Source organism: Methylotenera sp. E1MeOHC1 (genome assembly GCF_058745595.1).
Map to the genome: position 1 here is coordinate 293,393 of NZ_CP196025.1, position 25,846 is coordinate 319,238.

Annotated in this window: 28 protein-coding genes and 1 tRNA gene; 20 read left to right on the forward strand and 9 right to left on the reverse strand. The window is 45.8% G+C overall.

Annotated elements, in window-relative coordinates; translation table 11 throughout:
* Window positions 1-70: 70 nt before the first annotated feature.
* From pheT to ACSSU7_RS01300, 4 genes are all read left to right on the forward strand, one after another.
* Window positions 71-2,440: a phenylalanine--tRNA ligase subunit beta gene (gene pheT, locus ACSSU7_RS01285; RefSeq protein ID WP_492516944.1), complete on the forward strand. Its 2,370-nt coding sequence runs from the start codon at window positions 71-73 to the stop codon at window positions 2,438-2,440.
* Between the two features lie 97 nt (window positions 2,441-2,537).
* A complete protein-coding gene (locus ACSSU7_RS01290) occupies window positions 2,538-2,831 on the forward strand; it encodes an integration host factor subunit alpha (protein WP_492516945.1) in 294 nt (97 codons plus the stop codon).
* Window positions 2,832-2,960: 129 nt separating this feature from the next.
* Window positions 2,961-3,437: a MerR family transcriptional regulator gene (locus ACSSU7_RS01295; protein ID WP_492517804.1), complete on the forward strand. Its 477-nt coding sequence runs from the start codon at window positions 2,961-2,963 to the stop codon at window positions 3,435-3,437.
* Between the two features lie 82 nt (window positions 3,438-3,519).
* Window positions 3,520-3,596, forward strand: a tRNA-Pro gene (locus ACSSU7_RS01300).
* Between the two features lie 91 nt (window positions 3,597-3,687).
* Here ACSSU7_RS01300 and tatC read toward each other — a convergent pair.
* The 4 genes from tatC to ACSSU7_RS01320 form a co-directional block, all read right to left on the reverse strand.
* Window positions 3,688-4,452 carry a twin-arginine translocase subunit TatC gene (gene tatC / locus ACSSU7_RS01305; RefSeq protein WP_492516946.1) on the reverse strand — a complete coding sequence of 255 codons (765 nt, stop codon included), beginning with the start codon at window positions 4,450-4,452 and terminating at the stop codon, window positions 3,688-3,690.
* Window positions 4,453-4,457: 5 nt separating this feature from the next.
* The gene (gene tatB, locus ACSSU7_RS01310) at window positions 4,458-4,919 is read right to left on the reverse strand and encodes a Sec-independent protein translocase protein TatB (protein WP_492516947.1); all 462 of its coding nucleotides are present in this window, start codon (window positions 4,917-4,919) and stop codon (window positions 4,458-4,460) included.
* Window positions 4,920-4,942: 23 nt separating this feature from the next.
* Window positions 4,943-5,164, reverse strand: a complete 222-nt coding sequence (gene tatA / locus ACSSU7_RS01315; protein WP_492516948.1) for a Sec-independent protein translocase subunit TatA — start codon at window positions 5,162-5,164, stop codon at window positions 4,943-4,945.
* Window positions 5,165-5,291: 127 nt separating this feature from the next.
* Window positions 5,292-6,308 carry a helix-turn-helix domain-containing protein gene (locus tag ACSSU7_RS01320; protein WP_492516949.1) on the reverse strand — a complete coding sequence of 339 codons (1,017 nt, stop codon included), beginning with the start codon at window positions 6,306-6,308 and terminating at the stop codon, window positions 5,292-5,294.
* Window positions 6,309-7,260: 952 nt separating this feature from the next.
* Between ACSSU7_RS01320 and ACSSU7_RS01325 the strand changes: the two genes are divergently transcribed.
* The 9 genes from ACSSU7_RS01325 (at window position 7,261) to napH (ending at window position 14,443) form a co-directional block, all read left to right on the forward strand.
* Complete coding sequence (locus ACSSU7_RS01325) at window positions 7,261-8,115, forward strand: methylamine utilization protein MauF (protein ID WP_492516950.1); 855 nt, start codon at window positions 7,261-7,263, stop codon at window positions 8,113-8,115.
* Between the two features lie 58 nt (window positions 8,116-8,173).
* The gene (gene mauB, locus ACSSU7_RS01330) at window positions 8,174-9,400 is read left to right on the forward strand and encodes a methylamine dehydrogenase (amicyanin) large subunit (RefSeq protein WP_492516951.1); all 1,227 of its coding nucleotides are present in this window, start codon (window positions 8,174-8,176) and stop codon (window positions 9,398-9,400) included.
* 70 nt (window positions 9,401-9,470) lie between these two features.
* The gene (locus ACSSU7_RS01335) at window positions 9,471-9,956 is read left to right on the forward strand and encodes a MauE/DoxX family redox-associated membrane protein (protein WP_492516952.1); all 486 of its coding nucleotides are present in this window, start codon (window positions 9,471-9,473) and stop codon (window positions 9,954-9,956) included.
* A 21-nt stretch (window positions 9,957-9,977) separates the two neighbouring features.
* Window positions 9,978-10,610, forward strand: a complete 633-nt coding sequence (gene mauD, locus ACSSU7_RS01340; protein WP_492516953.1) for a methylamine dehydrogenase accessory protein MauD — start codon at window positions 9,978-9,980, stop codon at window positions 10,608-10,610.
* A gap of 41 nt (window positions 10,611-10,651) precedes the next feature.
* Window positions 10,652-11,221, forward strand: a complete 570-nt coding sequence (gene mauA, locus ACSSU7_RS01345) for a methylamine dehydrogenase (amicyanin) small subunit (protein ID WP_135278263.1) — start codon at window positions 10,652-10,654, stop codon at window positions 11,219-11,221.
* A 1-nt stretch (window position 11,222) separates the two neighbouring features.
* A complete protein-coding gene (gene mauG / locus ACSSU7_RS01350; protein WP_492516954.1) occupies window positions 11,223-12,245 on the forward strand; it encodes a tryptophan tryptophylquinone biosynthesis enzyme MauG in 1,023 nt (340 codons plus the stop codon).
* A 2-nt stretch (window positions 12,246-12,247) separates the two neighbouring features.
* A complete protein-coding gene (locus ACSSU7_RS01355) occupies window positions 12,248-12,817 on the forward strand; it encodes a cupredoxin domain-containing protein (protein WP_492516955.1) in 570 nt (189 codons plus the stop codon).
* Between the two features lie 64 nt (window positions 12,818-12,881).
* The gene (napG, locus tag ACSSU7_RS01360; RefSeq protein ID WP_492516956.1) at window positions 12,882-13,580 is read left to right on the forward strand and encodes a ferredoxin-type protein NapG; all 699 of its coding nucleotides are present in this window, start codon (window positions 12,882-12,884) and stop codon (window positions 13,578-13,580) included.
* Window positions 13,580-14,443, forward strand: coding sequence for a quinol dehydrogenase ferredoxin subunit NapH (gene napH / locus ACSSU7_RS01365; RefSeq protein WP_492516957.1), 864 nt, complete (start codon window positions 13,580-13,582; stop codon window positions 14,441-14,443). Before napG ends, napH begins: the two co-directional genes overlap by 1 nt.
* A gap of 201 nt (window positions 14,444-14,644) precedes the next feature.
* On the opposite strand, the gene ACSSU7_RS01370 is transcribed toward napH, so the two are convergent.
* A complete protein-coding gene (locus ACSSU7_RS01370) occupies window positions 14,645-15,028 on the reverse strand; it encodes a c-type cytochrome (RefSeq protein WP_492516958.1) in 384 nt (127 codons plus the stop codon).
* A gap of 307 nt (window positions 15,029-15,335) precedes the next feature.
* Between ACSSU7_RS01370 and ACSSU7_RS01375 the strand changes: the two genes are divergently transcribed.
* Window positions 15,336-16,148, forward strand: a complete 813-nt coding sequence (locus ACSSU7_RS01375) for a TorF family putative porin (RefSeq protein WP_492516959.1) — start codon at window positions 15,336-15,338, stop codon at window positions 16,146-16,148.
* A 342-nt stretch (window positions 16,149-16,490) separates the two neighbouring features.
* Complete coding sequence (locus ACSSU7_RS01380; RefSeq protein WP_492516960.1) at window positions 16,491-17,252, forward strand: flagellar brake protein; 762 nt, start codon at window positions 16,491-16,493, stop codon at window positions 17,250-17,252.
* 134 nt (window positions 17,253-17,386) lie between these two features.
* On the opposite strand, the gene ACSSU7_RS01385 is transcribed toward ACSSU7_RS01380, so the two are convergent.
* A complete protein-coding gene (locus ACSSU7_RS01385; protein ID WP_492516961.1) occupies window positions 17,387-18,601 on the reverse strand; it encodes an EAL and HDOD domain-containing protein in 1,215 nt (404 codons plus the stop codon).
* A gap of 224 nt (window positions 18,602-18,825) precedes the next feature.
* On the opposite strand from ACSSU7_RS01385, the gene ACSSU7_RS01390 reads away from it, so the two are divergent.
* Window positions 18,826-20,478 (forward strand): alpha-D-glucose phosphate-specific phosphoglucomutase, encoded by a 1,653-nt coding sequence (locus ACSSU7_RS01390; protein ID WP_492516962.1) that lies wholly within the window; start codon window positions 18,826-18,828, stop codon window positions 20,476-20,478.
* Window positions 20,479-20,539: 61 nt separating this feature from the next.
* On the opposite strand, the gene ACSSU7_RS01395 is transcribed toward ACSSU7_RS01390, so the two are convergent.
* The 3 genes from ACSSU7_RS01395 to iscX all read right to left on the reverse strand — a co-directional run bounded on the left by ACSSU7_RS01395 (window position 20,540) and on the right by iscX (window position 21,584).
* Window positions 20,540-21,013 carry a retropepsin-like aspartic protease family protein gene (locus ACSSU7_RS01395; RefSeq protein WP_492516963.1) on the reverse strand — a complete coding sequence of 158 codons (474 nt, stop codon included), beginning with the start codon at window positions 21,011-21,013 and terminating at the stop codon, window positions 20,540-20,542.
* A 5-nt stretch (window positions 21,014-21,018) separates the two neighbouring features.
* Complete coding sequence (locus tag ACSSU7_RS01400; RefSeq protein ID WP_492516964.1) at window positions 21,019-21,312, reverse strand: DUF3307 domain-containing protein; 294 nt, start codon at window positions 21,310-21,312, stop codon at window positions 21,019-21,021.
* Between the two features lie 77 nt (window positions 21,313-21,389).
* A complete protein-coding gene (gene iscX / locus ACSSU7_RS01405; protein ID WP_135278253.1) occupies window positions 21,390-21,584 on the reverse strand; it encodes a Fe-S cluster assembly protein IscX in 195 nt (64 codons plus the stop codon).
* A gap of 382 nt (window positions 21,585-21,966) precedes the next feature.
* Between iscX and glyA the strand changes: the two genes are divergently transcribed.
* The 4 genes from glyA to ACSSU7_RS01425 all read left to right on the forward strand — a co-directional run bounded on the left by glyA (window position 21,967) and on the right by ACSSU7_RS01425 (window position 25,822).
* Entirely contained in the window at window positions 21,967-23,226 is a 1,260-nt protein-coding gene (gene glyA / locus ACSSU7_RS01410) for a serine hydroxymethyltransferase (protein ID WP_492516965.1), read from the forward strand.
* Window positions 23,227-23,228: 2 nt separating this feature from the next.
* A complete protein-coding gene (nrdR, locus tag ACSSU7_RS01415) occupies window positions 23,229-23,714 on the forward strand; it encodes a transcriptional regulator NrdR (RefSeq protein ID WP_492516966.1) in 486 nt (161 codons plus the stop codon).
* Window positions 23,715-23,794: 80 nt separating this feature from the next.
* Entirely contained in the window at window positions 23,795-24,880 is a 1,086-nt protein-coding gene (ribD, locus tag ACSSU7_RS01420) for a bifunctional diaminohydroxyphosphoribosylaminopyrimidine deaminase/5-amino-6-(5-phosphoribosylamino)uracil reductase RibD (RefSeq protein WP_492516967.1), read from the forward strand.
* Between the two features lie 129 nt (window positions 24,881-25,009).
* Window positions 25,010-25,822 carry a TatD family hydrolase gene (locus ACSSU7_RS01425; protein ID WP_492516968.1) on the forward strand — a complete coding sequence of 271 codons (813 nt, stop codon included), beginning with the start codon at window positions 25,010-25,012 and terminating at the stop codon, window positions 25,820-25,822.
* The last annotated feature ends 24 nt before the right edge of the window (window positions 25,823-25,846 follow it).

Below are 25,846 nucleotides of genomic sequence, written 5' to 3' on the forward strand. Positions count from 1 at the left end.
CGCAATAGTTTGCACAAGCTCAAATTGAGTACTTACAAATTTAATCCTTAATTCAAGGTTGTAAAGCATTATGCAATTTTCAGAAAATTGGTTACGCAGTTTAGTCGATACAGATTTAGATAGTCAGTCACTAAGTCACGCCCTAACAATGGCTGGGCTTGAAGTTGAAGAGATGCAGCCGGTTGCTGCAACGTTTAACAAAGTGGTTGTCGCTAAAATTCTTTCTGCCGAGAAACACCCAGACGCAGATCGTCTACAAGTGTGTAAGGTGGATGTAGGTTTGGCCGAGCCTTTGCAGATTGTATGCGGTGCAGCTAATGCACGTGCGGGCCTAATTGCACCGTGTGCTTTGGTAGGTGCTGAGTTACCTGGTATTTCGATTAAACAAGCTAAAGTGCGCGGCGTAGAGTCTTTTGGCATGATGTGTTCATCTAAAGAGCTAGGCATTAGTGCTGAAGCCACTGGTTTGCTGGAATTGGATAGTGATGCAGTAGTGGGTCAGGATATTCGTGAACACTTGGATTTAAATGACCATCTGTTTACCTTAAAACTTACACCAAACCGTAGTGATTGCTTGAGCATTACCGGTATTGCACGTGATGTTGCCGCCATTACTGGCGCGCAAACACGCTTTAACGCAATTACACCTGTGGCGGCTGAATATGCGCAGACTAAAAGTGTGCTGGTGAATGAGTCTGCAGTTTGCCCACGTTACTGCGGACGCTTAATCAGCGGCATTAACACTGCAGTGACAACGCCTGCATGGATGGTGGAGCGTTTGGAGCGTAGCGGCTTACGCAGTATTAGCGTAGTAGTTGATATTACCAACTATGTATTGCTAGAGCTAGGTCAACCTATGCATGCGTTTGATGCAGCTAAATTACATGGCGATATCAGCGTGCGTTTTGCTAATGCAGGTGAGTCTATTGCTTTACTGAATGACCAAACAATAGAGTTGAAGGCAGATGATTTAGTGATTGCCGATGCAAATGGCGCACTTGCACTAGCTGGTGTCATGGGTGGTAAGCCTAGCGCGGTTGGTGATACCACTACTGATATTTTCCTGGAAAGTGCATTCTTCACGCCAGCTGTGATTGCAGGTAAAGCGCGCAGATTGGGCTTTAGTACGGATTCATCTTATCGTTTTGAGCGCGGTGTTGATTTTGGCAATACGCGTAACGCGATTGAGTATGCGACCTCATTAATTAAAACCTTGTGTGGCGGCCAAGTTGGCCCTGTGACCGAGGTGATGGCTACCTTGCCAGCGCGTAACGCGGTGAAGTTAAGAATGTCACGTTTGGTGTCTGTATTAGGCATTAGCCTAACACAGCAAAAAGTTGCCCAACTATTGACGCAGCTGGGTTTTGAATTTGACTGTGTTAACGACGTATTCACCGTGGTGCCGCCTAGTTATCGTTTTGATATCACAATCGAAGAAGATTTGATTGAAGAGGTCGCACGCTTACATGGCTATGACCACATTCCTGCAATAGCGCCGGTTGCCAGTTTAAACATGCTAGCAGCACCTGAGCAGCGCCTAAATTTGAACCAGTTGCGTGATAGCCTAGTATCAGCAGGTTATCAAGAAGTAGTGACGTATAGCTTTGTGGATGAAAGCTGGGAACGTGATTTAATGGGCAACCCAGCACCGATTAAACTCAAGAACCCAATTGCCAGTAACTTAAGCGTGATGCGTACCAGCTTGTGGGGTGGTTTACTGGATGTGCTCACTTATAATCTCAACCGAAAACAAGAGCGTGCATACTTGTTTGAGATTGGTGCGATTTATCAGCAACAGGTCGGCGCTTACCAAGAGACTACGCGCGTATCAGGCCTTGCATATGGTAGCGCTAAGCCTGAGCAATGGGCTGCATCCAATACTGACATTGATTTCTTTGACGTTAAAGCACATGTGAATAGCCTGATTGGTGCTGAAGGTTCACACAAGCAAGTGACTTATGAAAAAGCAGAGCATTGCGCTTTGCACCCTGGCCAAACTGCAAAAGTGTTATTGAATGGCAAAGCGATTGGCTGGTTGGGTAAGTTGCATCCTAAGTGGCAGCAGCATTATGACCTGGCGAAAAGCACTTATCTGTTTGAGCTTGATGTAGATGCAATTGTGGCTCGTCCATTACCGAAATATCAGGAAGTTTCAAAGTTGCTGCCTGTGCGTCGTGATTTGGCGATTGTGTTAGATGAAAATATTGCGGTGCAAACTGTATTAAATGTAATTCATGAAGAGAATATTGCCTTGATTGCAGATGTGGGATTGTTCGATTTGTATCAAGGAAAAGGTGTGCCAGAAAACAAAAAAAGCCTTGCATTATCAGTACTTATGCACGATACTCAAAAAACATTAACAGATAGTGATGCTGATACAGCAATCGCAAATCTGCTACAATTGTTGCAAATAAAATTTGATGCAGTGTTACGAAACTAAGTCCTCCATGCTTTGGTAAGGGGATTTATTTTTTTGCATTCAGCATCAACCAATAATATTAAATAGCGATACAAAGCATTAAAAAACGGGAGTGTTTATGACTTTAACAAAAGCTGAGCTTGCTGATTTACTGTATGAGCAAGTTGGGTTGAATAAGCGTGAAGCCAAAGATATGGTGGAAGCATTTTTTGAAGAAGTGCGTACTGCACTAGAGACTGGTGATAGTGTTAAGTTGTCTGGTTTTGGTAATTTTGAATTGCGTCAAAAATCAGAGCGCCCAGGCCGCAATCCTAAAACTGGTGAGGAAATACCAATTACTGCGCGCCGTGTGGTTACTTTTCATGCTAGCCAGAAGTTAAAAAGCAAGGTTGACGCAAACTTTGCATCTTAGTGCGGGTCTATGATTGACCATCGTACGGTATAAGGCACAGCCGATGTTGTATGGTAGTAATAGTTTAGTTTTCTAGTGGTGTGTTAGTTTTCTTAGTGTAGTGGTTATATGAGTGAGAAAGCCGAAAGTATGACTGAACAGGTCGCCAAGGTGCAATTGCCACCGATTCCAGCAAAACGCTACTTTACAATTGGTGAGGTTAGCGAGCTTTGTGGCGTTAAACCGCACGTATTAAGGTACTGGGAGCAGGAGTTCACGCAGCTTAAACCAGTTAAACGTCGCGGTAATCGCCGTTATTATCAGCATCATGAAGTATTGCTTATCAGACGCATTCGTGAGTTATTGTATGAGCAAGGATTTACGATTAGTGGTGCGCGTAATCGGCTGGATGATATTGAGTTCAGCGCGAAGACAGGACACAGTGAAAAGCAAGCCAGTGCTAGGGGGACTGCTGTAGGCACCACCCAGTCTGAGATAGAGTCTGCAATTGTGGTTGCTGGTGAAGATAAGAGCAATGCTTTTGATTACCAAGCGGTTAAAGCCGAGCTACGTGAAATTCTAAATTTATTACGTACTGATTTTTCTTTAGCAAAGACTGCGCATTAATTATTTATGGTGCCGCTTTTATGGCGGCATGGCTTTTGCGATATAATGCACACCTTGTTACGAGTAATAGGTAACAACGGTTCGGGGCGTAGCGCAGCCTGGTAGCGTACTTGCATGGGGTGCAAGGGGTCGTGTGTTCGAATCACACCGTCCCGACCAATCAATCAATGAGTTGTTTAATATTAAAGCCGGCGTTTAGCTGGCTTTTTTATTTTGTGCTATCGATATGCTTTATAAAAATAGCTTGGGTTTATTCGTCAAGCGCAGCTAGTTGAGTACTGGCACTTGAGGTGCCTGTGCTGTGGGATTGTTGTGTGAGGTTAGCTACCAGAATGCCGGCCTCATATAAGAGCCATAGCGGCATGGCCAGCATGAACTGAGATATCACATCAGGCGGCGTGACAATCGCCCCTACTACAAAAGCGCCTACTACCACGTAAGAACGAGCCTCACGCAAACTTGCAACGCTTACTATTCCAGTCTTTACGATTAGCACCACGGCAACAGGTACCTCAAATGCAAGGCCAAACGCGATAAAAAGCGACATAGCAAAATCTAGGTAATTGCCGATGTCAGTCATCACCGCTACGCCTTCTGGTGCAGTGTTGCTTATAAAGCCAAACACTACTGGGAACACAAGAAAATAGGCAAACGCCATACCGCATAAAAAAAGCAGCGTGCTAGCAGAGATTAGCGGCCAGATTAGGCGACGCTCATGCGTGTATAGCCCTGGGGCGACAAAAGCCCATATCTGATACAAGGTATGGGGTAGGGAGATGACGAAAGCAGTCAGTAGCACAGACTTCATGGGTACGAAGAAAGGCGTGGTTACGTCGGTAGCTATCATTTGCCCGCCCGCAGGCAGGCTTGCAAGTAGCGGCATTGCTAAGAAATGGTAAATGTCATTCGCAAACGGAAATAGCGCAATAATGATGAGCAATAAGCCTATTGCTATGCGTAGCAGGCGATTGCGCAATTCAATCAGGTGTGAGACTAGATTATCCGTGATGCCCAATTTGATTAGCCTTGGTTTGATGCGGTTTGTTGGTTAGACATGGTTTTATTTATCTGGGCTTGATTTAGAGCTTGTGCCCTGAGCGGCGTTGGGATGTAGTCACCCTCTGTCATCGTGGTGGGATGTACAGTTCTAGCTGCTAAATCTTCGTTTACGTCTATATCATTGAGTATCTGGGCATTCTTGGCAATAAGGTCATCGCGGACAATCTGACCATGGCGGATTACCTGACCTACTTGGTATTTAGGGGCGGATTGCGTATTTTCCAGTATCTCATCCTGTAGCTTTTTCAGCTCTTCTAAGCGCAGTTCATTGTCCATTTCGGACCTGACATCATTGACATACCGTTGCGCCCTGCCAAATAGGTGGCCTGCGGTGCGTGCCACTTTTGGTAGTTTGTCTGGCCCGATGGCGATGAGCGCCACTACGCCAATTACAATAATCTCTGAGAATGCGATATCAAACATGATGCAGTGATGTCCTGAATGACTTATTGTCTGGTTTTAGCGGTGGCGTCATGCTCTATTGTCTGCCTGCTAGTGGTATTGTTGTTTTCTATAGTGGGGTTGGCTTTTCCTTCATTCACTGCCTCTTTGAAACTTTTGACTGCACCACCCACGTCGCCGCCGATATTGCGCAATTTTTTAGTGCCAAATACCAATGCCACAATCAGCAGTACAATCAACCAGTGCCAAATACTAAAAGAACCCATGTGCGACGACCTCCTAATTAGCGCTCTGTCCGTTTTTGCTGTGGCCAAAGGCTGTATATGAATAAATATAAAATAATTGCTAATCCTGTTGCGCTTACTTCACGCTACCGGCAAGTAAGCGATCTGTTCAATGTCTTTCACCGACGCGCGAACGCGATAGCGTCTCGATAGGAGTTTCCCCAAACAGTTCGCGGTAATAGCGTGAAAACAGGCTCATATGCCAGAATCCCCACTTGGCGGCTACGCTGGCAATGTACCGCACCTGATGCGGTGCAGATTGCAGCTCCGCGCGTATGCGGTGCAGCCGTACATTACGCATATAGGCCACTGGTGTAATGCCTAATACTCGGATAAACGCATGATTTAGGGTTCGCCTGCTGATGCGCAGGCTAATACAGAGCTCTTCTATCGTGAGCGGGTAACCTGAGCTTGATAGTGTAAGGTCGCGTACGCGGTTGACAATGTAACGATGGATACGGTGGTCATGGTTATGGTTGGGACTATTACTGGCTTGCAATAGCCCTTGCAGACAGGTCGCCATCAGATCGTTTTCGAAGAGGCGCCATATCTGTTGTGCATCTGCTGTATCGCGAAACTGGGAGGCATAGTGCATGCCATCAGTGAGTGATGCCTGCAGACGGGCTGTGATTTCGGGAGAGATAAGCTCCACTGGTTTTACACTTTCCATGGTTTTGCGCAGGTCTATCCATTCCACCTGTGCTGCATATTCTTCTAAGCGCTGTGCTGAAATAACAGCCGCTGTTATTTCAGATAGTTTCGAGGTGCGGAATACTAGTTCAGTATTCTTATCCAGCGTAATCATGGTATTGGCTTTGACTGGCAACAATCCCCATGAGGCATCGCCCTCAATGATAGTAGCAAGACCGATGACATAGGCATCAGACGGCGCATGCGCAATTTGGTCTACCGCACGGTTCATGGTCTCGCGAAACACTTGCACACCCTGATTTGTGACGCTGGTTAGTGCGCCGGCAAATGTGCCTTTGCTTAGCTGGGTGTAGTCCTGTGACCAAAACGGCAGCGCGTCCGCCTGTTCCAGAACATCGGTGGTTTTACGTTCGACTAAATGTATTTTAGGGCCACCCGCGGCGGATATGCCCAGAAACTCTTCTTGTAAATTCACGATACTTCTCCTCTAGTCTAACTTTTCGTGGATGCTGGATCCGGCGCTTCTTATTGTTATGCCTTAGCGAAAAGTCTGCTCTTAATTATTATTCTTATCGTTGTAATTAATCTTAAAGCGTTTAATAGTTTATGTGTTACCCAAATGCACTCACTGTTAGGTTAGCAAGACTTACTTTACTCCAAAAAATCTGTATTGATAGTAAAAAACGGCAATAGTGACAGCGTGATGATAACTTGATGAAATATAGATGAATTTTCCTGTTTACATCATCTAATTTTAATATATTACACCCAATTATTTTGATATGTAATTGGCATGGATAAATAGGCGGATAGCTATTGTATTTATAAGGAATCATCTTCGGTATATCTGCTAGAACTACTTATAAAGAACCACAGTTTCAGTGTCTAGATGCGGGTGCTTATCTTTGGAGGGGCGGTGGAGGATGGCATTGAGTAGCCAGTATTCCAAATAATGGCTTATAGCAATAATCGGCAAGAGCATGACACACGCCATCAGCCTTTGCCGATTATTGCTACGGCCATTGCAGTTGCGTTGCTATAGTTCGCCCTGTCAGTTTTTAGCAATGCTGGGGGCAGTTAAATGCAGCGTTTTTTTGATCAAGAAGACCAAGTGTTTATCAGTTTGTTGCTACTGATCAGATTGTTAAGAGCATTTCATTTAGGCATCTCCAACGTTAACAACGCCTAGCTTTAGCCGCGCCTTCGGGTGCGGCTTTTTTTTATTCAGCTGCTGGAAAAAAGCGCAAGGCTTAGTGATTTTTTTTGGGGGGGCGAAACGAAAGCAGTAGTAAAAATCGGCAAGAGCTAGATAAGTGGCGGCAGGGGTTGCCGATTCTTGCTACGGAAGTAACACAATTGTAACTATATTGGCGTTGCGTAGTTTTTATTTCAATCAACAAGTGGCCACATGGCCATAGGAGGAGAACATGAAAATGGGTATAGGGTCTGGAATGTATCAGACATCCCAAGGCAACGCTGCCGTTGCATGTGTTCCTGATGCGATCAGCTTTGCTGAGCCGCGTTCAGGTACGGTACGTTTTGCAACAATGGCGCTAGCTATTGCCGCAGGTGTCGCTGGTGGCAGCATGCTAGATTCAAGAGTGGCAACTACTGATGCATTAACGGCGATGTTTGTCGTGCTTGCACTGGTAGGTGGCTTTTTATCAACCTGGTCGCCATGCGGCTATTCTAGTTTGAGTCTATTGCGCCCAGCTGGACGTTATTCGTTCGGGTCAGTAGCACGTTGGACGCCTACCTTTTTAACCCATGTACTAGGTTATGCAGTTGGTGCATTGGTGTTAGGTGGCGCACTAGGCATTGCAGGCTGGATGCTGTTTGAGCAACTTCCTTTCACTTATATGGTAGCAGGCATGTCTGTGTTGGCGATTGGTTACGGTGTACATCAGTTCGGTTTCCTGAAGATGCCATATCCACAACGTCGCGCACAAGTGCCGCATGACGCACGTTACCGCTTCAGTTCTTGGGTGATTGGCTTGTTGTATGGATTTGCATTAGGCATGAACTACCTAACCTATGTGCAAACACCAATGCTTTACATCGTTACTGGTGTAGCGCTGTTCAGTGGTGACGTGCAAACGGCTATCACGATATTCGCTATCTTCAACATTGGCCGCTGCTTGCCAGTCGCTATCAACTTTTTACCAGTTAGCAATCAGGCTGCTCAGGCTTGGCTTGCTCGTTGGCAAGAACGTGCAGTTGAAGTAGATGGGTTCCTCTTGCTTTCTATTGGGTCTGCAGCACTCACGCTGCTATTCATTTGATAGCAGGTGGTTTTGATTCAGAAGTGCATTTATAAATTATTAATAATGTGGAGAAAACATGATTACTTTAAATAATCAATCAACCAATGCGAAGCGCGGGCTAACAGCTAGTCTTGCAGGTAAGTTTGCAATCGCCGCTTTGTTGGTGGCAGCGCAACCTGCGTTTGCTGAAGATCAAAAAGCTGTGCCAAAACAGCTTGCCGCAGTTGGTAGCCTCAAAATTGACAATTTGTCAGTTGCAAAAGCGCCGCCAGTTGATGCTAAGCGTTTTTACGTGATTGATCCTGGTCACTTCAATATGACTTCTCAAACGTATGTAATGGGCGCCAATGACAACAAACTGCAACTACATGGTTTGATTGATGGTGGCAAACTGCCGCATGTGATGTCAAGCGCTAAGTTTGTAGGTATGGCTAATACAACTTACGATCGTATTGCTCATGGTAAGCGAGATGACTACGTTAGGTTGCATGATACGCAAACACTTGAGCCAGTTGCAGATATTGATATTCCTGAAATCCGCTTTTTAACCGGTTTAATGGAACGTACGGCATCTTTGAGTGTTGATGACAAACACATGCTGATTCAGCAGTTCTCACCAACATCTGGCGTGGGTTTGGTTGATCTGGAACAGAAAAAATTTGTGAAGACGATTGCTGTTCCAGACTGTTATCACATTTTCCCAGCGGCCAAACAAAACTTCTTCATGCACTGTCGTGACGGCTCATTGCTGCAGGTTTCTTATGATAACCAAGGTAATGCCAAGCAGAAAAATACTAAAGTATTCCATGCCGAGAACGAGTATCTACACAATAACCCGTACTACTCAAACTCAGCTGGCCGTTTAGTATGGCCAACTTACGAAGGTAAGATCTTCCAGGCTAAGTTGACTGACTCTGGTGCTGAATTCTTGAAACCAATCGAGATTTTCACCGATAAAGAGAAGAAAGATAAGTGGGGCCCAGGTGGTTGGCAGCCAATTGCTTTCCATAAAGAGCGTAACGAAATCTATCTGCTTGCAGACCAACGCGCTAAATGGACGCATAAATTACCAAGCCGTTTTGTAGTGGTGGCTGATGGTACAACCGGTAAACGTTTGCGCCGTATTGACCTGAAACATGCGATTGATTCTATTGCTGTGACTCAGGACAAAAATCCTACGCTGATCGCGGCTTCAATTGAGCACAAAATCATCTATACATTTGACGCGGTGGGCGGTAAGCAGTTGGCATCAATGGACGAGATGGGCAAAGCTCCTCAAATTATCGTTACGATGGATAAGTGAGTAAATCATGAACTGGCTGATTAATGACCCGATTGTTCCGGTATTTGCTTCACTTTTCCTGGCACTTGTTTTGGCTGCGGCTGCAATTCCAAAAATCCGCAACACAGATGAGTTTCAGGGTGTGGTTGCCAATTACCGGCTGCTTCCTTCCTTCATGGTCGCCCCTTTCGCGAAGCTTCTACCTTGGTTGGAGCTTGGCAGCGCCATAGCATTGCTGGTGCCGCCAGCGCGCGAGGTGGCTGCGTGGGTAGCGGCAGGCCTGTTTATGATGTTTGCAATGGCGCTAGCGATTAATGTCGGACGTGGCCGCACCCACATTGACTGTGGTTGCGTACGTCGCCCGACCAGTGTGAGTCGCATCGGCATGTTTCACGTAATGCGTGCCCTTGCACTCGCCGCAGTGAGTCTTTTCACCGCTAATGTATCGGTTAGTTTGTCAGCAATGACATTTGAATCAGTAGCGATCGGTGTAGCGGCTGCTGCGATGTTTACGATGCTTTATCTTGCTGCGGATCTAATCGTAGGGTTACACGACTCACGTGCCAAAAAAAGTTAGTTTATATATAGGAGAATAGAAATGAATACTGGATTTATTATTGCATCAAATGTGTTGTTGTGGTGCGCATTCTTAAGCCTGGCAGCATTGATGCTTGGCGTTATACGACAAATTGGTCTGTTACACGAGCGTTCTGCTCCGCTGGGCGCAATGTTGCTCGACAACGGCCCTGAAGTCGGTGAACGCTCACCAGTGTTCAGTCAGACGACGTTTGACGGTGCGCCGATTACAGTGGGTCGTGCGGTTACACCGGGGCGTCCAAGCCTGTTGATGTTTACTGGTCCAAGCTGCCCTATCTGCGCTAAGTTACTGCCGATTATTCGTTCAGTAGCTGCTGCAGAAGGTGCTGATGTAGTGCTGATCAGTGATGGTACACGCGCTGAACACCTTGAGTTCCTGCGTAACCATCCGCTGCAAAATGAGCGCTATGTTGTTTCAGCTGAAATTGGTATCCGTTATCAGATTTCTAAAGTTCCTTATGGCGTGTTGCTTGATGCAGATGGCGTGATTCTTGGCAAAGGCCTGTGCAATACACGTGAGCATGTTGAAAGCTTGTTTGAAACAGTTCGTGAAGGCCATTCAACTTTACAGGACTTCATGAAGCACAGCACGACTCCGTTACTGCACGCAGACGAAAACAAAGGTGTTCATTAATTTAGTCTAAAAGTTCAAATATTTAGGATAAGGAAAACAAAATGAAAGAAAACAAACGATTTGATTCTACCATTGAGAAATTGGCGCGTACCACTGCCAATTACACTGGCCGCCGTAGCTTTATCGGCAAAGTAGGTATGTTATTAGCAGGTTCAGCACTGTTACCTTTGCTGCCAGTTGACCGTCGCGCTCGCCTTGGTCTTGGTGAAGCACAAGCAGCCAGTGTTAACAGCATGACCCGTGAACGTGGCTGGGTGCCTCAGGATAAAGATCCACAATCTTGTGACTACTGGCGTCATTGTTCTATCGACGGTCAAATTTGTGATTGTAATGGCGGTAGCTTGACTTCTTGCCCACCAGGCTCAAGCTTGTCACCAAGCTCATGGGTTGCCAGCTGCTTCAACCCAGGTGATGGTCAGACATACCTGATTGCGTACCGTGACTGTTGTGGTAAACAAACTGCTACGCGTTGCGGCTGCTTCAATACACACGGTGAATTACCAGTGTATCGTCCAGAGTTCAACAACGACATCGTTTGGTGTTTCGGAGCTGAAAATGATGATATGACCTATCACTGCACCATCTCACCAGTTGTTGGTAAGGCTAGCTAAAATGGAAATGAGAACTAGGCCCGGTAAATGCTTGATGGGCCTGCTTCTTGTCATGAATATGGCGGTGGCGGGTATTTCACACGCTGGCGAAACCGTTTCAAAAAACGATTATCGTCGGCCGGAGGGAATTCCGTCACCATCATCTAATCCATTGACGGAAGATAAAGCAAATCTAGGCAAGACCTTGTTTTTTGATGCGCGTCTCTCTCGCGACAATAATATGTCTTGTGCCACCTGTCATGCGCCTGATAAGCGCTGGAGTGATGGCCGTTTACGCCCACTGGGCTCAGAACATGTAACAAACGCACGCCGCACGCCAACCGTGCTCAATAGTGCGTGGCTTTCAGCCTTGATGTGGGATGGCCGTGCCGGCTCTTTAGAAGCACAGGCAGTGCTGCCGATTACTACCCCACATGAAATGAATTTTGATCTTCCGAGTGTGATAGCGCGTCTGGAAAGCATACAAGGGTACCGTCCTTTGTTTACAAAGGCATTTGGTGATGCCAGTGTTAACAAAAAACGCATCACTGAGGCCTTAGCTAGCTTCGAGAGAACACTGGTTTCCAATCCCGCTCCTTTTGACCGTTGGGTGGATGGGGATGAAAGTGCGATTAGTGAGCGCTCCAAACATGGCTTTAAATTATTCACAGGCAAGGCGCAATGTGCCTCCTGCCATAAATCATGGCGATTTACTGATGACAGCTTTCACGATATCGGCTTGCGTACCGATGACTTGGGCCGTGGTGCAAAGGTGCCACCACAGGTAACGCTCATGCAGTATGCATTCAAGACACCATCATTGCGTGACCTACCTATCAACGGTCCATATATGCACGATGGCTCCATGTCTAGTCTGGAGGAAACGATTAAGCACTATGAAAAAGGTGGTATTGACCGCAAGAGCCGTTCGTTGGAAATGAAAGCATTTGAACTAACCGATGCGGAAAGGTTGTCCTTGATCGAGTTTGTTAAGACTCTGGATGGTGGCCCATTGCGTGTGGATTATCCAAAGATGCCGGAGTAATTATGCATAAAGCAGGAGTAAAAGGTATTGCGATGAAACCGATATTAGCAAGATTAGGGCATGTAGATGTCAATACACATAAAACGGATGCTTTGCACGCCACTAACTTATTGCAGTTTCAATTTTGGATTGTGACTTTGATGGCAGCCATGCTACTGATCGTATGCTCTGCTGCTCACAGTGCGGATGCTCATGATTCTGTTGCGCATGATGCGAAAAATCATGATTCAAAACTTGAGGCTTCAGAAAAGGTTTACCCGTCCAGAGCAGTACAAGGTGTAGTTACACCGTTGGCCCCTGGCGCCACCTTGCACAAAATGACGCTGTCCCATCATGAGCTTGAAGCATGGTCATTCGTGCCAAAACGCAAAGACCGCATCGAGATTGAAAACCGTTCGAATATTACACATGCACTGTATGTCACTTATCCTGATGGCACTGTGGTCAATCTGGAAATTCAGATTCCTGGTGATGTGGTCAGCTGGACAGTGCCGGATGATGCCGAAGGCGAGTATGTGTTCCGCTGCTGGATACATCCGGTGATACGAGCAAATATGACGATAAGTGAGTAATGGAGCCAGCCTGATTGCTGACTCCCGCATGGTGACTTCAGTATAGAGAAGATTGGAGCAAGATATGACTAAGCATATACCCGAAAAAGTGTCAGTGGCTGTCAAATCTGCAATAGAAAATCCTGAGCGCAGGAAAGCTATAAAACGTATCTTTCGTCATGCCGGTGTAGCTGTGTTCGGCGCTGTTGTTGCACAGGCAGCGATTTTCTCACGACCTGCCCGTGCTGCCAAAATTCTCAGGCCGCCTGGCGCGTTGCCAGAAAAAGAGTTTGATTCGACCTGTATCCGCTGCGGCTTATGTGTCAAAGATTGCCCCTATGATATTCTCAAACTAGCTACTTGGGCTGATCCGGCGCCATTGGGTACCCCCTTTTTTGTAGCACGCCAGGACCCTTGCCGCATGTGCGCTGATATTCCTTGTGTGAAAGCCTGTCCAACCGGGGCGCTTGATCCTCTGCTGACAGATATCCGCAAGGCAGATATGGGGGTGGCAGTGCTGGTGGATCATGAAAACTGCCTGAATTATAAAGGCCTGACCTGTAGTATCTGTGTGCGCGTATGTCCGATTCAAGGCGAGGCAATTTCGCTGAAGCCGATTCAAAACGAGCGTGGTCTGCTGCAGATTCCAACGGTTGATCCGGATAAATGTACAGGTTGCGGTACTTGCGAGAAACATTGCGTACTATCCGAAGCGACAATACGCGTATTGCCGCGTGAACTCGGGCTGGGTATATCCGGCACGAATGCAATGGGACGCAGATAATGGCGAGTTTATTGCGGCGTATTGTTTCTTACCTGAAAAGCCATCGCTGGCTGCTGGTGCGCCGCACACTGCAAATTCTGATTGTACTTGCTTTCGTCGTTGATATCCCGGAAGTCGGGCGTATCGCTCACGGTAATCTGTCTTCCAGTCTCTGGTTCTGGAATTTGCCGCTTACCGACCCATTCGTGCTACTGCAATCATGGCTTGCAGGTGCTCCTCTGGCGCAGACTGCGCTGATCGGGGCGGCCATTGTGGCTGGTTTTTACGCATTTTTCGGCGGTCGCATCTATTGCAGCTGGGTGTGTCCGATCAATATGCTGACCGACGCTGCGTATTGGCTGCGGCAGAAATTTAAAATCAAGGGCAACCTGACCATGTCGCAAGATCTGCGCTCGGTGCTGCTGGTAATCGCGTTAGTGCTGTCTGTAATCACAGGCACACTTGCCTGGGAGATTATTAACCCGATTACGCTGCTGCAGCGTGAAATTATGTGGACCTCTGCTGTTGGACTCACATTCCTCTCAGCATTGTTCCTGTTTGATTTTCTGGTGACACGTCGTGGCTGGTGCGGTCATCTTTGTCCTGTAGGCGCCTTTTATAAATGGCTGGGTCATTATGGCAGACTGCGTGTTACGGCGCTCAAAACTGATGCGTGCTCTGGCTGCACTAACTGTATCAAGGTCTGCCCCGAACCTCACGTACTTGCGCCTGTTGTTGCCCAGAAAGCGATGGCGGTGACTGACAGTGATTGTACGCGCTGCGGTGCCTGTCTAGATAAGTGCGATGGCGGTGTGCTTGCCATGAAACTAGAGTTGCGTGGTGCAAAATCATTTCGTGGCATACCAATTGTTAAAATTGATTAATGTACTTTGATGCAGTCAGTGCTGGCAGGGTTAAGCCAATTTAACCATTACCCATTGCAGGCCACTCCTGCGTTTGTCTCAGGATTGTATTTAATTTTGGTATATAGCTTGCAAAGTGTTTACGGTTCTTTACTTCTAATTAAAGACATAAAAAAAGCGGAGCAAGCCCCGCTGATAGAAAGTAAGAAACTTCTGCCTGAATTACATAGATCTGATCCAGAGTACAACCTCTCTGAATTCATCGTCCGTTAATTTGCCTTCGTTAGGAGGCATAGGCAACACGCCCCAACTGCCGCGACCGCCATTTTTGATTTTGGTGATTAACTTTTCTTCTACATCCTGACCTTTATATACAGCAGCTACATCTTTAAATGCAGGGCCCACATTCCGTTTTGTCATGGTATGACACATCAGACAGCCGCCTTTTTGAGCCAGAGCTTCGCCTGCAGGTGCTGCATCGTCAGCTAGCGCAAGCTGAGCTGACAAACCTAAAGCTGCCACCAGAATAATACTAGATACAAATTTTTTGCTGGTATTAGCAGCAGTTGGCTTTGAAGCCAGTGATAACGGTAATTGACTACGCATAAAAAACTCCATCCAAGGTTATTTTGAGTCTTGATTGTAGGCGTGACTGTTACAGCAGGATGACAAAAATCGGCATAACCGTAGCTAAACCTGGTGGATAAAAGTGTGTGTTGCCGTTTTTGTATAACGTACGTTTTTTTGGCCGACCATAATACTTACACCATATAAATCAATATGGTAGCGAGGATATGGTAAGTCGTCTGCATATGATTGAGTCGTAAGTTGTATCCATTTCCCCGCTAGTAAAGCTGTATCTCTAAACACATTTTACTTATGTTTTTTTCTATTGAAGTTACCAAGGGGAACTATGAAACACTTATTGAAATCGACAATACAAATAGCAATATTAGCTCCAGCTTTCTGTGCGATGCCGCTGGCTTATGCTGCTGACGAGGTGGGAGAAAAAGATTCACCCCATACATTAACGGCAAATATTGGATTTTTCAGCGACTACACATACCGTGGCATTTCTTACACTAGAGAACACGGTTCGATACAGGGCGGATTTGACTACACGCACAGTAGCGGTTTTTACGCCGGCATCTGGGCAACTAATGTAGATAATGGAGCAATGTATGGAAATACGGTCGAAAAAGACCTGTACGGTGGCTATGTGCAGTCATTAACTGACGACTTAAGTCTGAGTGTGGGTTTTATGCAATACTTCTATCCTCACGGTAAGCACGCTGGCCACGGAACTATCAATAGAGGGGATTCTGCTAACACAACTGAGTTGAATGCTGCGCTTTATTATAAGAATTTCACCTTGAAGCATTCTTATGCGCTGACTAATTTCTTTGGCATTAACAATAACTATAGTGGTAATGGTAACTCACGTGGCTCGGGCTACACTGAGCTTAATTTCACCGGTAAACTACCGGTTGCTGACCTGAATCTATTACTGCATGTTGGTCGCCAGACTGTACATAATTATTCGCAGGCAAACTATACGGATTGGCTGCTGGGGCTGAATAAGGACTTTACCCTTGCTGGTAGCAAAGGCTGGAATGCTGGTGTGAACTACACTACAACCAATGCGAGTGATAGCTGGTATGTGGATGCGAAAGGCTGGGAAACTGGGCACGATAGATTGATTGGCTTCATTAAGCGTACTTTCTAGATACTTGGAGAGCCTGATGCTGAGAATTGGGTAAAGTCATTTGCTGTAAACAAGCCTGATCACAGCTAAGGTATCTCCTTGAATGTTGCAGGTGACACATATGGCGCTATTTTAAGTCGCACTATTTTGACCAAAGGTTAAGTTACATCATTAAGCCAGCCATGCGCTGGCTTTTTTGTGCCTACTATTCTAGCTTGCCTTAGATCGTATTATCATAGCGATAAGTCGTTATTTGGCATGCATAGTCTGTGCTATTATTTGAGGTTGATTACAAATTTCTGTGGTCGACAGATAAGTTTGAGCATTAGCGTTTAATAAGTATTAGAGCTTAATAGGATTGAAATGGAACACGCCGCAATTGTACATAATGAAGAGCAGTATATTGTGCACAACCCCAAAGAGGTTACACAGATTCTAAACGACTTGGTTAAGCATAAGTCGATGATTAAAGTGTCATTTAATCACGGTGCTGATGTTTATTTGACCAGCATTATTAACATTGATGCCAAAACTGGTATGGTTTATTTGGATGTAGGCGTTGATGAAGAGTTTAACCGCAGGTTGCTTGCAAGTAACCATGTGGTTTTTATCAAAGAAGATGGCGTCAAAATTAAATGGACCAGCACCCATGTAGCTGGGGTTGATTTGAAAGATGGCAAAGCCATTAAGATTGGCCTACCTAAAGACATGGTTCGGTTGCAGCGACGTGACTTTTATCGCTTTGCTACGCCAGTGGCTAATCCTGTTATATGCCGGATTCCTGTGCCAGATGTGCTGAATCCTGAAGAAGAGGCTATATTAGAGCTTACTTTAGTTGATGTAAGTTTGGGTGGTATTGGTGCGCTGGTCACAGCGCCTCTTAACCCAGCGCTGGTGATTGGTCAGGCGTTGAGTGGCTGTAAGATTGGCTTTCCTGATGTTGGCGAAACTAATCTTGTTTTAATGGTGAAAAATATCACGGAAATACATATTCAGGATGCAGTGACTAAGTATCGTGTAGGGTTTGAATACGTGGAGCCTTCAAGAGGTAATGAAGGGCTGATTAACCGGTATGTTTACATATTGGAGCGCCAGGCTATTGCTTTGGCACACGGCGCAGCTTAATCGCGGTGTAGCTTATCTTAAGTGCAGCTTAATCTTAGTCCAGCTTAATTAGGCGCAACTCATGAATTGTTTAATTACAAAGTGCATTAGCGCACTTTGTAATTAAAATTCCTAGGTAATAAATATCTAGATAATTAAATACCTAGCGACTCTGCCCATGACAGTGCCGCCATGTGGCACTCATTGACCTTATTTGCATCATATTGCAAAAGCTCTGCTAGCTCTAAAATGCGTTTACTATCTGCGCCTTCACATGCCTCAGTGAGCTGCAAGAACGGTCCATAAACTCCCCCGCGACTAAGCAGTGCTTCAGAAACATTTTCCGGTAATTGGATTTTTTCCAGCACCTGATCCATCGGCATTTTCAGAATGGCATCTAATAAAGAAAATACGCCAACGATAAATAGATTATCTCGATCATGTTTCTCAAAATAGCTTTCGCCTAGCAGTTCCGTTAAGCGCCCACGCGTGATGGATGTTTTCATTAAAGCAGGCGGTGTGGAGTTTTCTCCTGCCGTAACCATGAGCAGCGTTAACCAGCGGTAAAGCTGTTTTCTGCCCAAGATGGTGAGTGCATGCTGAATAGATTGAATCTCACATGAAAGCCCAAAGCCTACGGAGTTAATGTAACGCAGTAACTTAAATGAAAGTGCTGCATCACGTTTAAAACCGTTTTCAATGTCTTTGTTGTCTGAATCTTGCGTTACTAGGTTGAGTAGGTTTAATACGCTGTCAAATGATGGGTTAATCACTTTTGCCGTAAAGGTTTCAGGTCTTGCAAAGTAAAAACCTTGGAAGCGTCTAAACCCAATTTCTTTGTAAGCTTCAAACTGTTCTAGGGTTTCAATCTTCTCTGCAACCATTTGTATGTTAGGGGCTGCATATTGCTGAAATAGCTTACGAGCCTCTTGCGTGGTAACGCTCAGTGAGTCGATTTTAATGAAATTAGCAAACTGGGTGAGTGGCTCTAATTGAGCGCTGAGTTGCGGGTTATCAAGTGCGATTTTGTAGCCAAGTTTGTGTAACTCTCTGCAACGTTCAATGACTGCGTCTCCGGCCACAACTGTGCGCAGAATTTCTAGTGTGGTACGCTGCGGTGGCATGAGCTCTATAAATTCGCTCATGAGCATGGCTTCATTCACATTGATAAATGCTAACTTGTCGCCCAGCAGCCATTGCACATCCATATCGCCCATGGTGTTGACCAACACATTTGAGCAGGCTTTGAGTTCATCTTCAAATACGGCAGTATCTGCATCAGCGCTATGTCTGAACAGCAGTTCATAGCCGATGATGTGTTGTTTCACATCCATGATTGGCTGACGCCCAATAAATACTTGATCTTCCATTTTCTAGCCCTAAAGAGTTCTGATAGCCTGATGCTAAACTTTATGTAATAACGCAAGCATGACGATAATGCTTTGCGTTTTAATTATTGTAATAAAATTTTACCTGACTAAAGCTTACTGCGTGTTGTATTTGTGAAATATTTGGTAAGGTGTGCAGAATCGTTGTTGAGATTAGTAACATACCTTATATTGTGTGATGTGGATCTAAGAAAAGAGTAAAATTCATGAAAATAATCGTAACGCCAACCCAGCCATACAGTGACCAAAAACCAGGAACATCTGGTCTGCGTAAAAAGGTGAAGATATTCCAGCAGGCGCATTATCTAGAAAATTTTGTTCAAAGTTTCTTTGATACCTTAGTTGTGCCAAATGATGCGGTATTAGTGGTAGGCGGTGATGGTCGTTACCATAATAGGCAAGCCATCCAGACCATTATTAGCATGGCTGCAGCGAATGGGTTTGCACGTGTGTTAATCGGGCAGGGCGGTATTTTATCTACGCCGGCTGCGTCGCATGTGATTCGTAAATATAAGACATTCGGCGGTATGGTGTTATCTGCAAGTCATAACCAAGGTGGCATTCATGGTGATTTTGGTATTAAGTACAACATCGGCAATGGTGGGCCTGCGCCAGAAAAAATAACCGATGAAGTGTTTGCAAAAAGCAAGGTGATTGCCGAGTATAAAATTTCAGACTTGCCGCAGGTTGATATTGATACCATAGGTGAGACGCAGTTTGCGGGGATTACTGTTGGCCAAACTTTTACTGTGCAGGTGATTGATGCAGTGCAAGATTATGCAGATTTAATGCAAAGCTTATTTGACTTTAAAGCAATCAAGCAACTGCTGGCGACAGACTTTGCAATGAAGTTTGATGCAATGCATGCGGTAACAGGGCCTTACGCTAAAGAGATTTTTGTGAATCGGTTAGGTGCTTCCTGTGACAGCTTAATGAACTGCGAGCCTTCTGAAGACTTTGGCGGTGGGCACCCTGACCCTAATTTAACTTATGCAGAAGATTTAGTAAAAATCATGTTTGCCGGTGAAAATGCGCTGGATTTTGGCGCAGCGTCCGATGGTGATGGTGACCGCAATATGATTTTAGGGCAAAACTTTTTTGTCACGCCGTCTGATAGCTTGGCAGTGCTCGCTGCTAATGCAACCTTGGTGCCGGCATATGCGGGCGGCATTGCCGGTGTGGCGCGCTCCATGCCTACTAGCGGTGCGGTAGATCGCGTGGCTGCTAAGTTGAATGTGCCAAGCTTCGAGACGCCAACGGGATGGAAGTTCTTCGGTAATTTAATGGATGCCGGTAAAGTCACTTTATGCGGTGAAGAGAGCTTTGGTACTAGCTCTAGCCATGTGCGTGAGAAAGATGGTCTATGGGCAGTGCTGTTCTGGCTGAATGTGATTGCAGTTAAGCAAATGAGTGTGGAAGCCATTTTAAAAGCGCATTGGCTGGAATATGGGCGTAATGTTTACTCGCGGCACGATTATGAGTCTATCCCCACTAAGGCAGCAAACAGCGTGATTGCGCATATTAAGTCGCAGTTTACCAGCTTGCCAAATCAGGTGTTTGGTAACTATCGCGTACAGCTATGTGATGATTTTAGTTACCATGACCCGATTGATGGTTCCGTCAGTAATAATCAAGGGATTCGTATTTTATTTACCGACGGTTCACGTATCGTATTTAGGCTGTCTGGCACCGGTACAGAAGGCGCAACCTTGCGTATTTATTTAGAAGCCTATGAGCCGGATAGCAGCAAACATCACTTGGATGCACAGGTGGCATTAGCTGAAATGATACAAATTGCGTTGCAGATATCTCAGTTGGTAGAAAAAACAGGTCGTACTACGCCCACAGTGATTACATAGAGAGTTGTTAGCCATGCGAGTTAGATGCTAAGTCTAGCTCGCATGGTGTGTACAACAGGTGCTATTCCACTTGCGTAATGGTCATTTCGCCTTTGTACAGGCGGATGTCCATACGCCCTAAAAATGACATGCCTAGCAGCACGTCACCATCCAGCCCAGGCGCAATCATGGCAGCAACGTTATGGGCTTGCACGCCGCCTATTTTTACTGAATCTAGCCTGACCATGTAGCCTACACTGTCACCATTGGCGGTGTTGGTCCGTACTGCATCAATGCTTTTTAGATCAAGCAGATCTGCCGTGGCTTGCGAGATGGCAACACCGGTTGCGCCTGTATCTACGAGTACGTTTACTTTTTTACCATTGATCAGTGCTTCGCTGCGGTAGTGACCATCCAAGCCGCGCTTGAGTACCACAGAGCTGGCGTTGCCTAGTCTGTAAATTTTATTAGGATTTTGAATGCTGTCAGCCAGGTAGTAAATGACGCCTGCCAGGGCTAACCAGATGATGATGGAAAACAGCGTGTTTCTAGTCATGTTGATTATGTTAGCTTAAAGGCGATTGCCACGATGGCAAAATAAGTCAGATGATGCAGTAGCTGGTCGAAGCCGAGTAGTATCCAGAACCATTCACTATTGTTGGCTTGTAAGCCGAACTTATTGCTGACATTCATTTTAGCCCAGTCGATATGGTAATGGGTAATCATGTCAGCCAGTGCAAAAATCCATGCGGATGCGCCTAGCCAGAAGGCTAAAATTATAAATGTGCCTATGCCGTGTACCGCTGCATGTGCTATGCCCCCTGCATGGCCATAAATGCTTTTGTTTTTGTACATCCAAGGCGATGCTTGTAGGGGAAAGTCGCAGATAAAGTGCTTGATAAACAAGCAAAGCAGAGCTTCAAACATCAGCTTTAGTCTGCTTCATCAATCCAGGCAAGTTGTATTGCCTCGAGGATTCTTTCGCCGCATTTATCGGCGCTGTCATTAAATCCATCAAGGTTTAGTACCCACTCCATTAAGTCTGTAAAGCGGATAGTTTTTGGGTCAATGTCAGGGTGTTTGTCGTAAAGCGCCTCTGCGATCGCTTGGCTGTCCGTCCATTTCATACGTTTTTCTCCTTATCGTTGATGGATTATAGCTTTGTCCCCTATAAAAATCATGCGTGGTATTTTATATAGGCAAAAAAAACCCGTAGCACTTGATAAGGTGTACGGGTTAAGGGGCGTTTTGGAGATATGCGCTTGTATCTATAAAAGCAAGTAAGATGCCAATAAAAATATTTTTAAGATTCAATGTGTTATGAATTTTGTGGTGCTTGGTTTGTGCACCAAAATAAACCAAATTGGTTAATATCAACCACTTGTGCTGCATAGCGTGCTTTTGCGGCTAAATTTTATAACTTTATTACTTCATCTTAACGATGATGGCTTGGCATGTTAAAATGCAAACAACTCCCTTTTATTCAAATATTTGGAAAACTAAAATACCATGTCGCAAGCACCATTTAACTACGCCAATACTTTAAATCAAGCTGACCCTGCATTGTGGGGCATGATTGAGCAAGAAGTTGTGCGCCAACATGAACACATCGAGCTTATCGCTTCTGAAAACTACACTAGCCCAGCGGTAATGCAGGCTCAAGGTTCTCAGTTGACCAATAAGTATGCAGAGGGCTACCCAGGCAAACGCTTTTATGGTGGCTGTGAGTTTGTTGACCAAGTGGAACAGCTTGCGATTGATCGTTTAAAAGCTTTATATGGCGCAGAGTATGCCAATGTGCAGCCGCACTCAGGCTCACAAGCAAACCAAGCGGTGTATTTCTCTATCTTGAAACCGGGTGATACGGTAATGGGCATGAACCTAGGTCATGGCGGTCACCTTACACACGGTTCACCAGCAAACCTGTCAGGCAAGTTATTTAATATCGTGCCTTATGGCTTAAACGATAAAGAAGAGATCGATTACGACGAGATGGAGCGTATTGCCGTTGAGTGCAAACCTAAGCTTTTAATTGGCGGTGCATCAGCTTATGCCTTGCGTTTTGACTGGGCACGTATGGCTGAGATTGCTAAAAAAGTAGGTGCATATTTCATGGTAGACATGGCGCATTACTCAGGTTTGATTGCCGCCGGTGTGTATCCTAACCCTGTGCCACATGCAGACTTTGTGACGTCAACCACACATAAAACCCTGCGCGGCCCACGTGGCGGTATCATTATGGCTAAAGCTGAGTTTGAAAAGTCATTGAACTCTAGCGTGTTCCCAAGCTTGCAAGGCGGCCCATTGATGCACGTGATTGCAGCAAAAGCGACAGCATTCTTGGAAGCTGCGCAACCAGAATTTAAAACTTACCAAGCGCAAGTGATTAAAAATGCACAAGTCATGGCTGAAACATTGACTGCACGTGGTTTACGCATTATTTCAGGCCGCACAGAGTCACATATGTTTATGGTGGACTTACGTCCAAAAGGGTTAACCGGTAAAGCTGCTGATGCAGCATTAGGTTTGGCACATATTACTGTGAACAAAAATGCGATTCCTAACGACCCAGAGAGCCCATTTGTGACTTCTGGTATTCGTATTGGCGCACCGGCAATTACCACACGTGGTTTTAAAGAAGAAGAAGCTAAATTAGTGGCTAATTTAATTGCTGACGTTTTAGATAACCCGACAGATGAAGCTGTGATTGCTGCAACGAAAGTGAAAGTACATGCTTTAACTGCGCGATTCCCAGTGTATCAAGGCTAATTGTGAAGTGTCCTTTTTGTGGAACTGATGATACCCAAGTCATTGACTCTAGAGTTAATGACGAAGGGGATTCAATTCGCCGTCGCCGTAAGTGCGGCGCATGTGATAAGCGCTTTACTACCTATGAAACGGCAGAACTGCATTTACCACAGGTTGTGAAGCAAAATGGGACACGTGAAGAATTTAAGCGTGAAAAGTTAAGGGTGTCATTCACGCGTGCGCTACATAAGCGCCCAGTCCCAACTGAATACGTGGATAAAGCGCTAGACCACGTGACACAAAAGATATTGGCACGCGGCGAACGCGAGGTGCATGCCAGAGACTTAGGCGAAATGGTGATGCACGAGCTTAAGATGATGGATAAAGTGGCTTATATCCGTTTTGCTTCTGTATACCGGAGCTTTTCTGATGTGGACGACTTTAATGATGTCATTCGCGATTTGGACAAGCAAACAGTTTCGGCTAAGCGCCGCGCTAGCGATACTTAAAGTGCTTGCCAAATTTATCGTTAACCCATCGATACTCTTCAACGTTTTTGTCTATATTATCCACATCTGATTACACCTATATGAACCTTGCACTGCGTTTAGCCGCGCAAGGTTTATACACTACGCAACCTAACCCGCGTGTAGGTTGTGTCATTGTTCGAGATCATCAAGTTGTTGGGCAAGGTGCGCATCTCAAAGCGGGGGAGCCGCATGCTGAAGTGTTTGCTTTGCGGCAAGCCGGTGTATTAGCTGAGGGCGCTGATGTTTATGTAACATTGGAACCTTGTAGTCACTTTGGTAAAACACCGCCATGCGTACAAGCAGTGATTGCAGCAAAACCTAAGCGCGTCATTATTGCCATGCAGGATCCTAATCCGCTGGTGGCTGGGCGTGGGGTAGCTGCCCTGCGTGCGCAAGGCATAGAGGTTGTAGTCGGCTTATTGGAGCAGGATGCCGCCGCGCTTAACACAGGTTTTATTTCACGCATGACGCGTGGTTTACCCTATGTGCGCAGCAAAATCGCTGCGAGTTTAGATGGCCGTACTGCACTCAGTAATGGTAAAAGCCAGTGGATTACAGGTGAGGCTGCGCGGCAGGATGTGCAGCACTGGCGCGCGCAGTCTTGCGTGATTCTGACAGGGATAGGCACGGTGTTGGCTGATGATCCAAGCATGACGGTACGTTTAGACTCAGCTATGCGCCAACCTATGCGCGTGATTGTTGATAGTCGTTTACAAATACCATTAGGCAGTAAAATCTTAGAACCATCGATGTTGGCACACAGTCCTGTGCTGGTGGCGTATGCGGCGGATACGCAGCAGCGTGCTGCTGCCTTGGAGGCTAAAGGCGCTGAGCTTATTCGCATCGCAAATCAAACACAGCAGGTAGATTTGCAGCAGCTATTGCAAGTGTTAGCGCAGCGCGGCGTGAATGAGGTGCTGGTTGAGGCCGGGCAGGGGCTGAATGGTGCATTGTTGCATGCAGGCCTGATAGATGAGTTTATTTTTTATTACGCACCCAAGCTGATGGGAGGGGCCGCGCATGGCATGTTTGCTATGCCCGAATTCACTGCCATGCAGCAAGTGCCGGATTTGCAAGTGTTAGATGTACGTCAGGTGGGTAATGACATACGTGTACGGGCCAAGCCTATTGTGTATGCCATTTAGTTCTGTCGTGCTAACTCACCAATTCTTATTGCCGCAGAACTAACCCCTATCGATGTATGGTCATAACCATTGTGTGCTTGTATTGTTTATTTGGCATTATGTTAGCGCTTAAATAGAAATGGAATCATCATGCTGATTGATACCCACTGCCATTTGGATGCAGCTGAGTTTGATGCAGACCGCGACAATGTCGTTCGTTCTGCATTTAAGAATGGTGTGTCTGGCATCGTGGTGCCCGCTGTGGCGAGTTTTAACTTTGATGCTGTCATCAGCCTATGTCAGCACTATCAAAACTGCGTGTACGCGCTTGGTGTGCATCCCATGTATGTGGAGCGCTCTTCATTAGATGACCTTGACCTACTGCGCACCTATGTACAAAATTACCAACCTGTTGCCATTGGTGAAATTGGCTTGGATTACTTCTTAACTAATCCAACCAGTCATCCTGAAAATATTAAACTGCAAACGCATTTCTTTGTTGAGCAGCTTAAAATTGCACAAGCCTATGATTTGCCGGTTATTCTGCATGTGCGGCACGCGATAGATGACATCTTGAAGCAATTACGCAAATATAAAGTTAAAGGCGGGATAGCACATGCGTTTAACGGCAGCCTACAGCAGGCTGAGCAGTTTATGGCATTGGGCTTTAAGTTGGGGTTTGGCGGTGCTATGACTTATAGCCGCGCATTGCGGATTCGCGCATTGGCGACGCAGCTGCCCTTAGAGGCGATTGTGCTGGAAACTGATGCCCCAGATATTCCACCAGAATGGTTGGGAACAGCAGGCAGAAACAGCCCGGCGGAGTTGCTAAAAATTGCACAGGTTTTAGCGGATTTAAGACAGGCTGATGTGGCTCAAGTGCTTGAAATTACTGGTGCCAACGCCATAAAAATCATGCCAAAATTAGCTGACTTATGCACACCAGTTAATGCACTACATTAAGAAAGCCAAAAAATCGTTAACAAT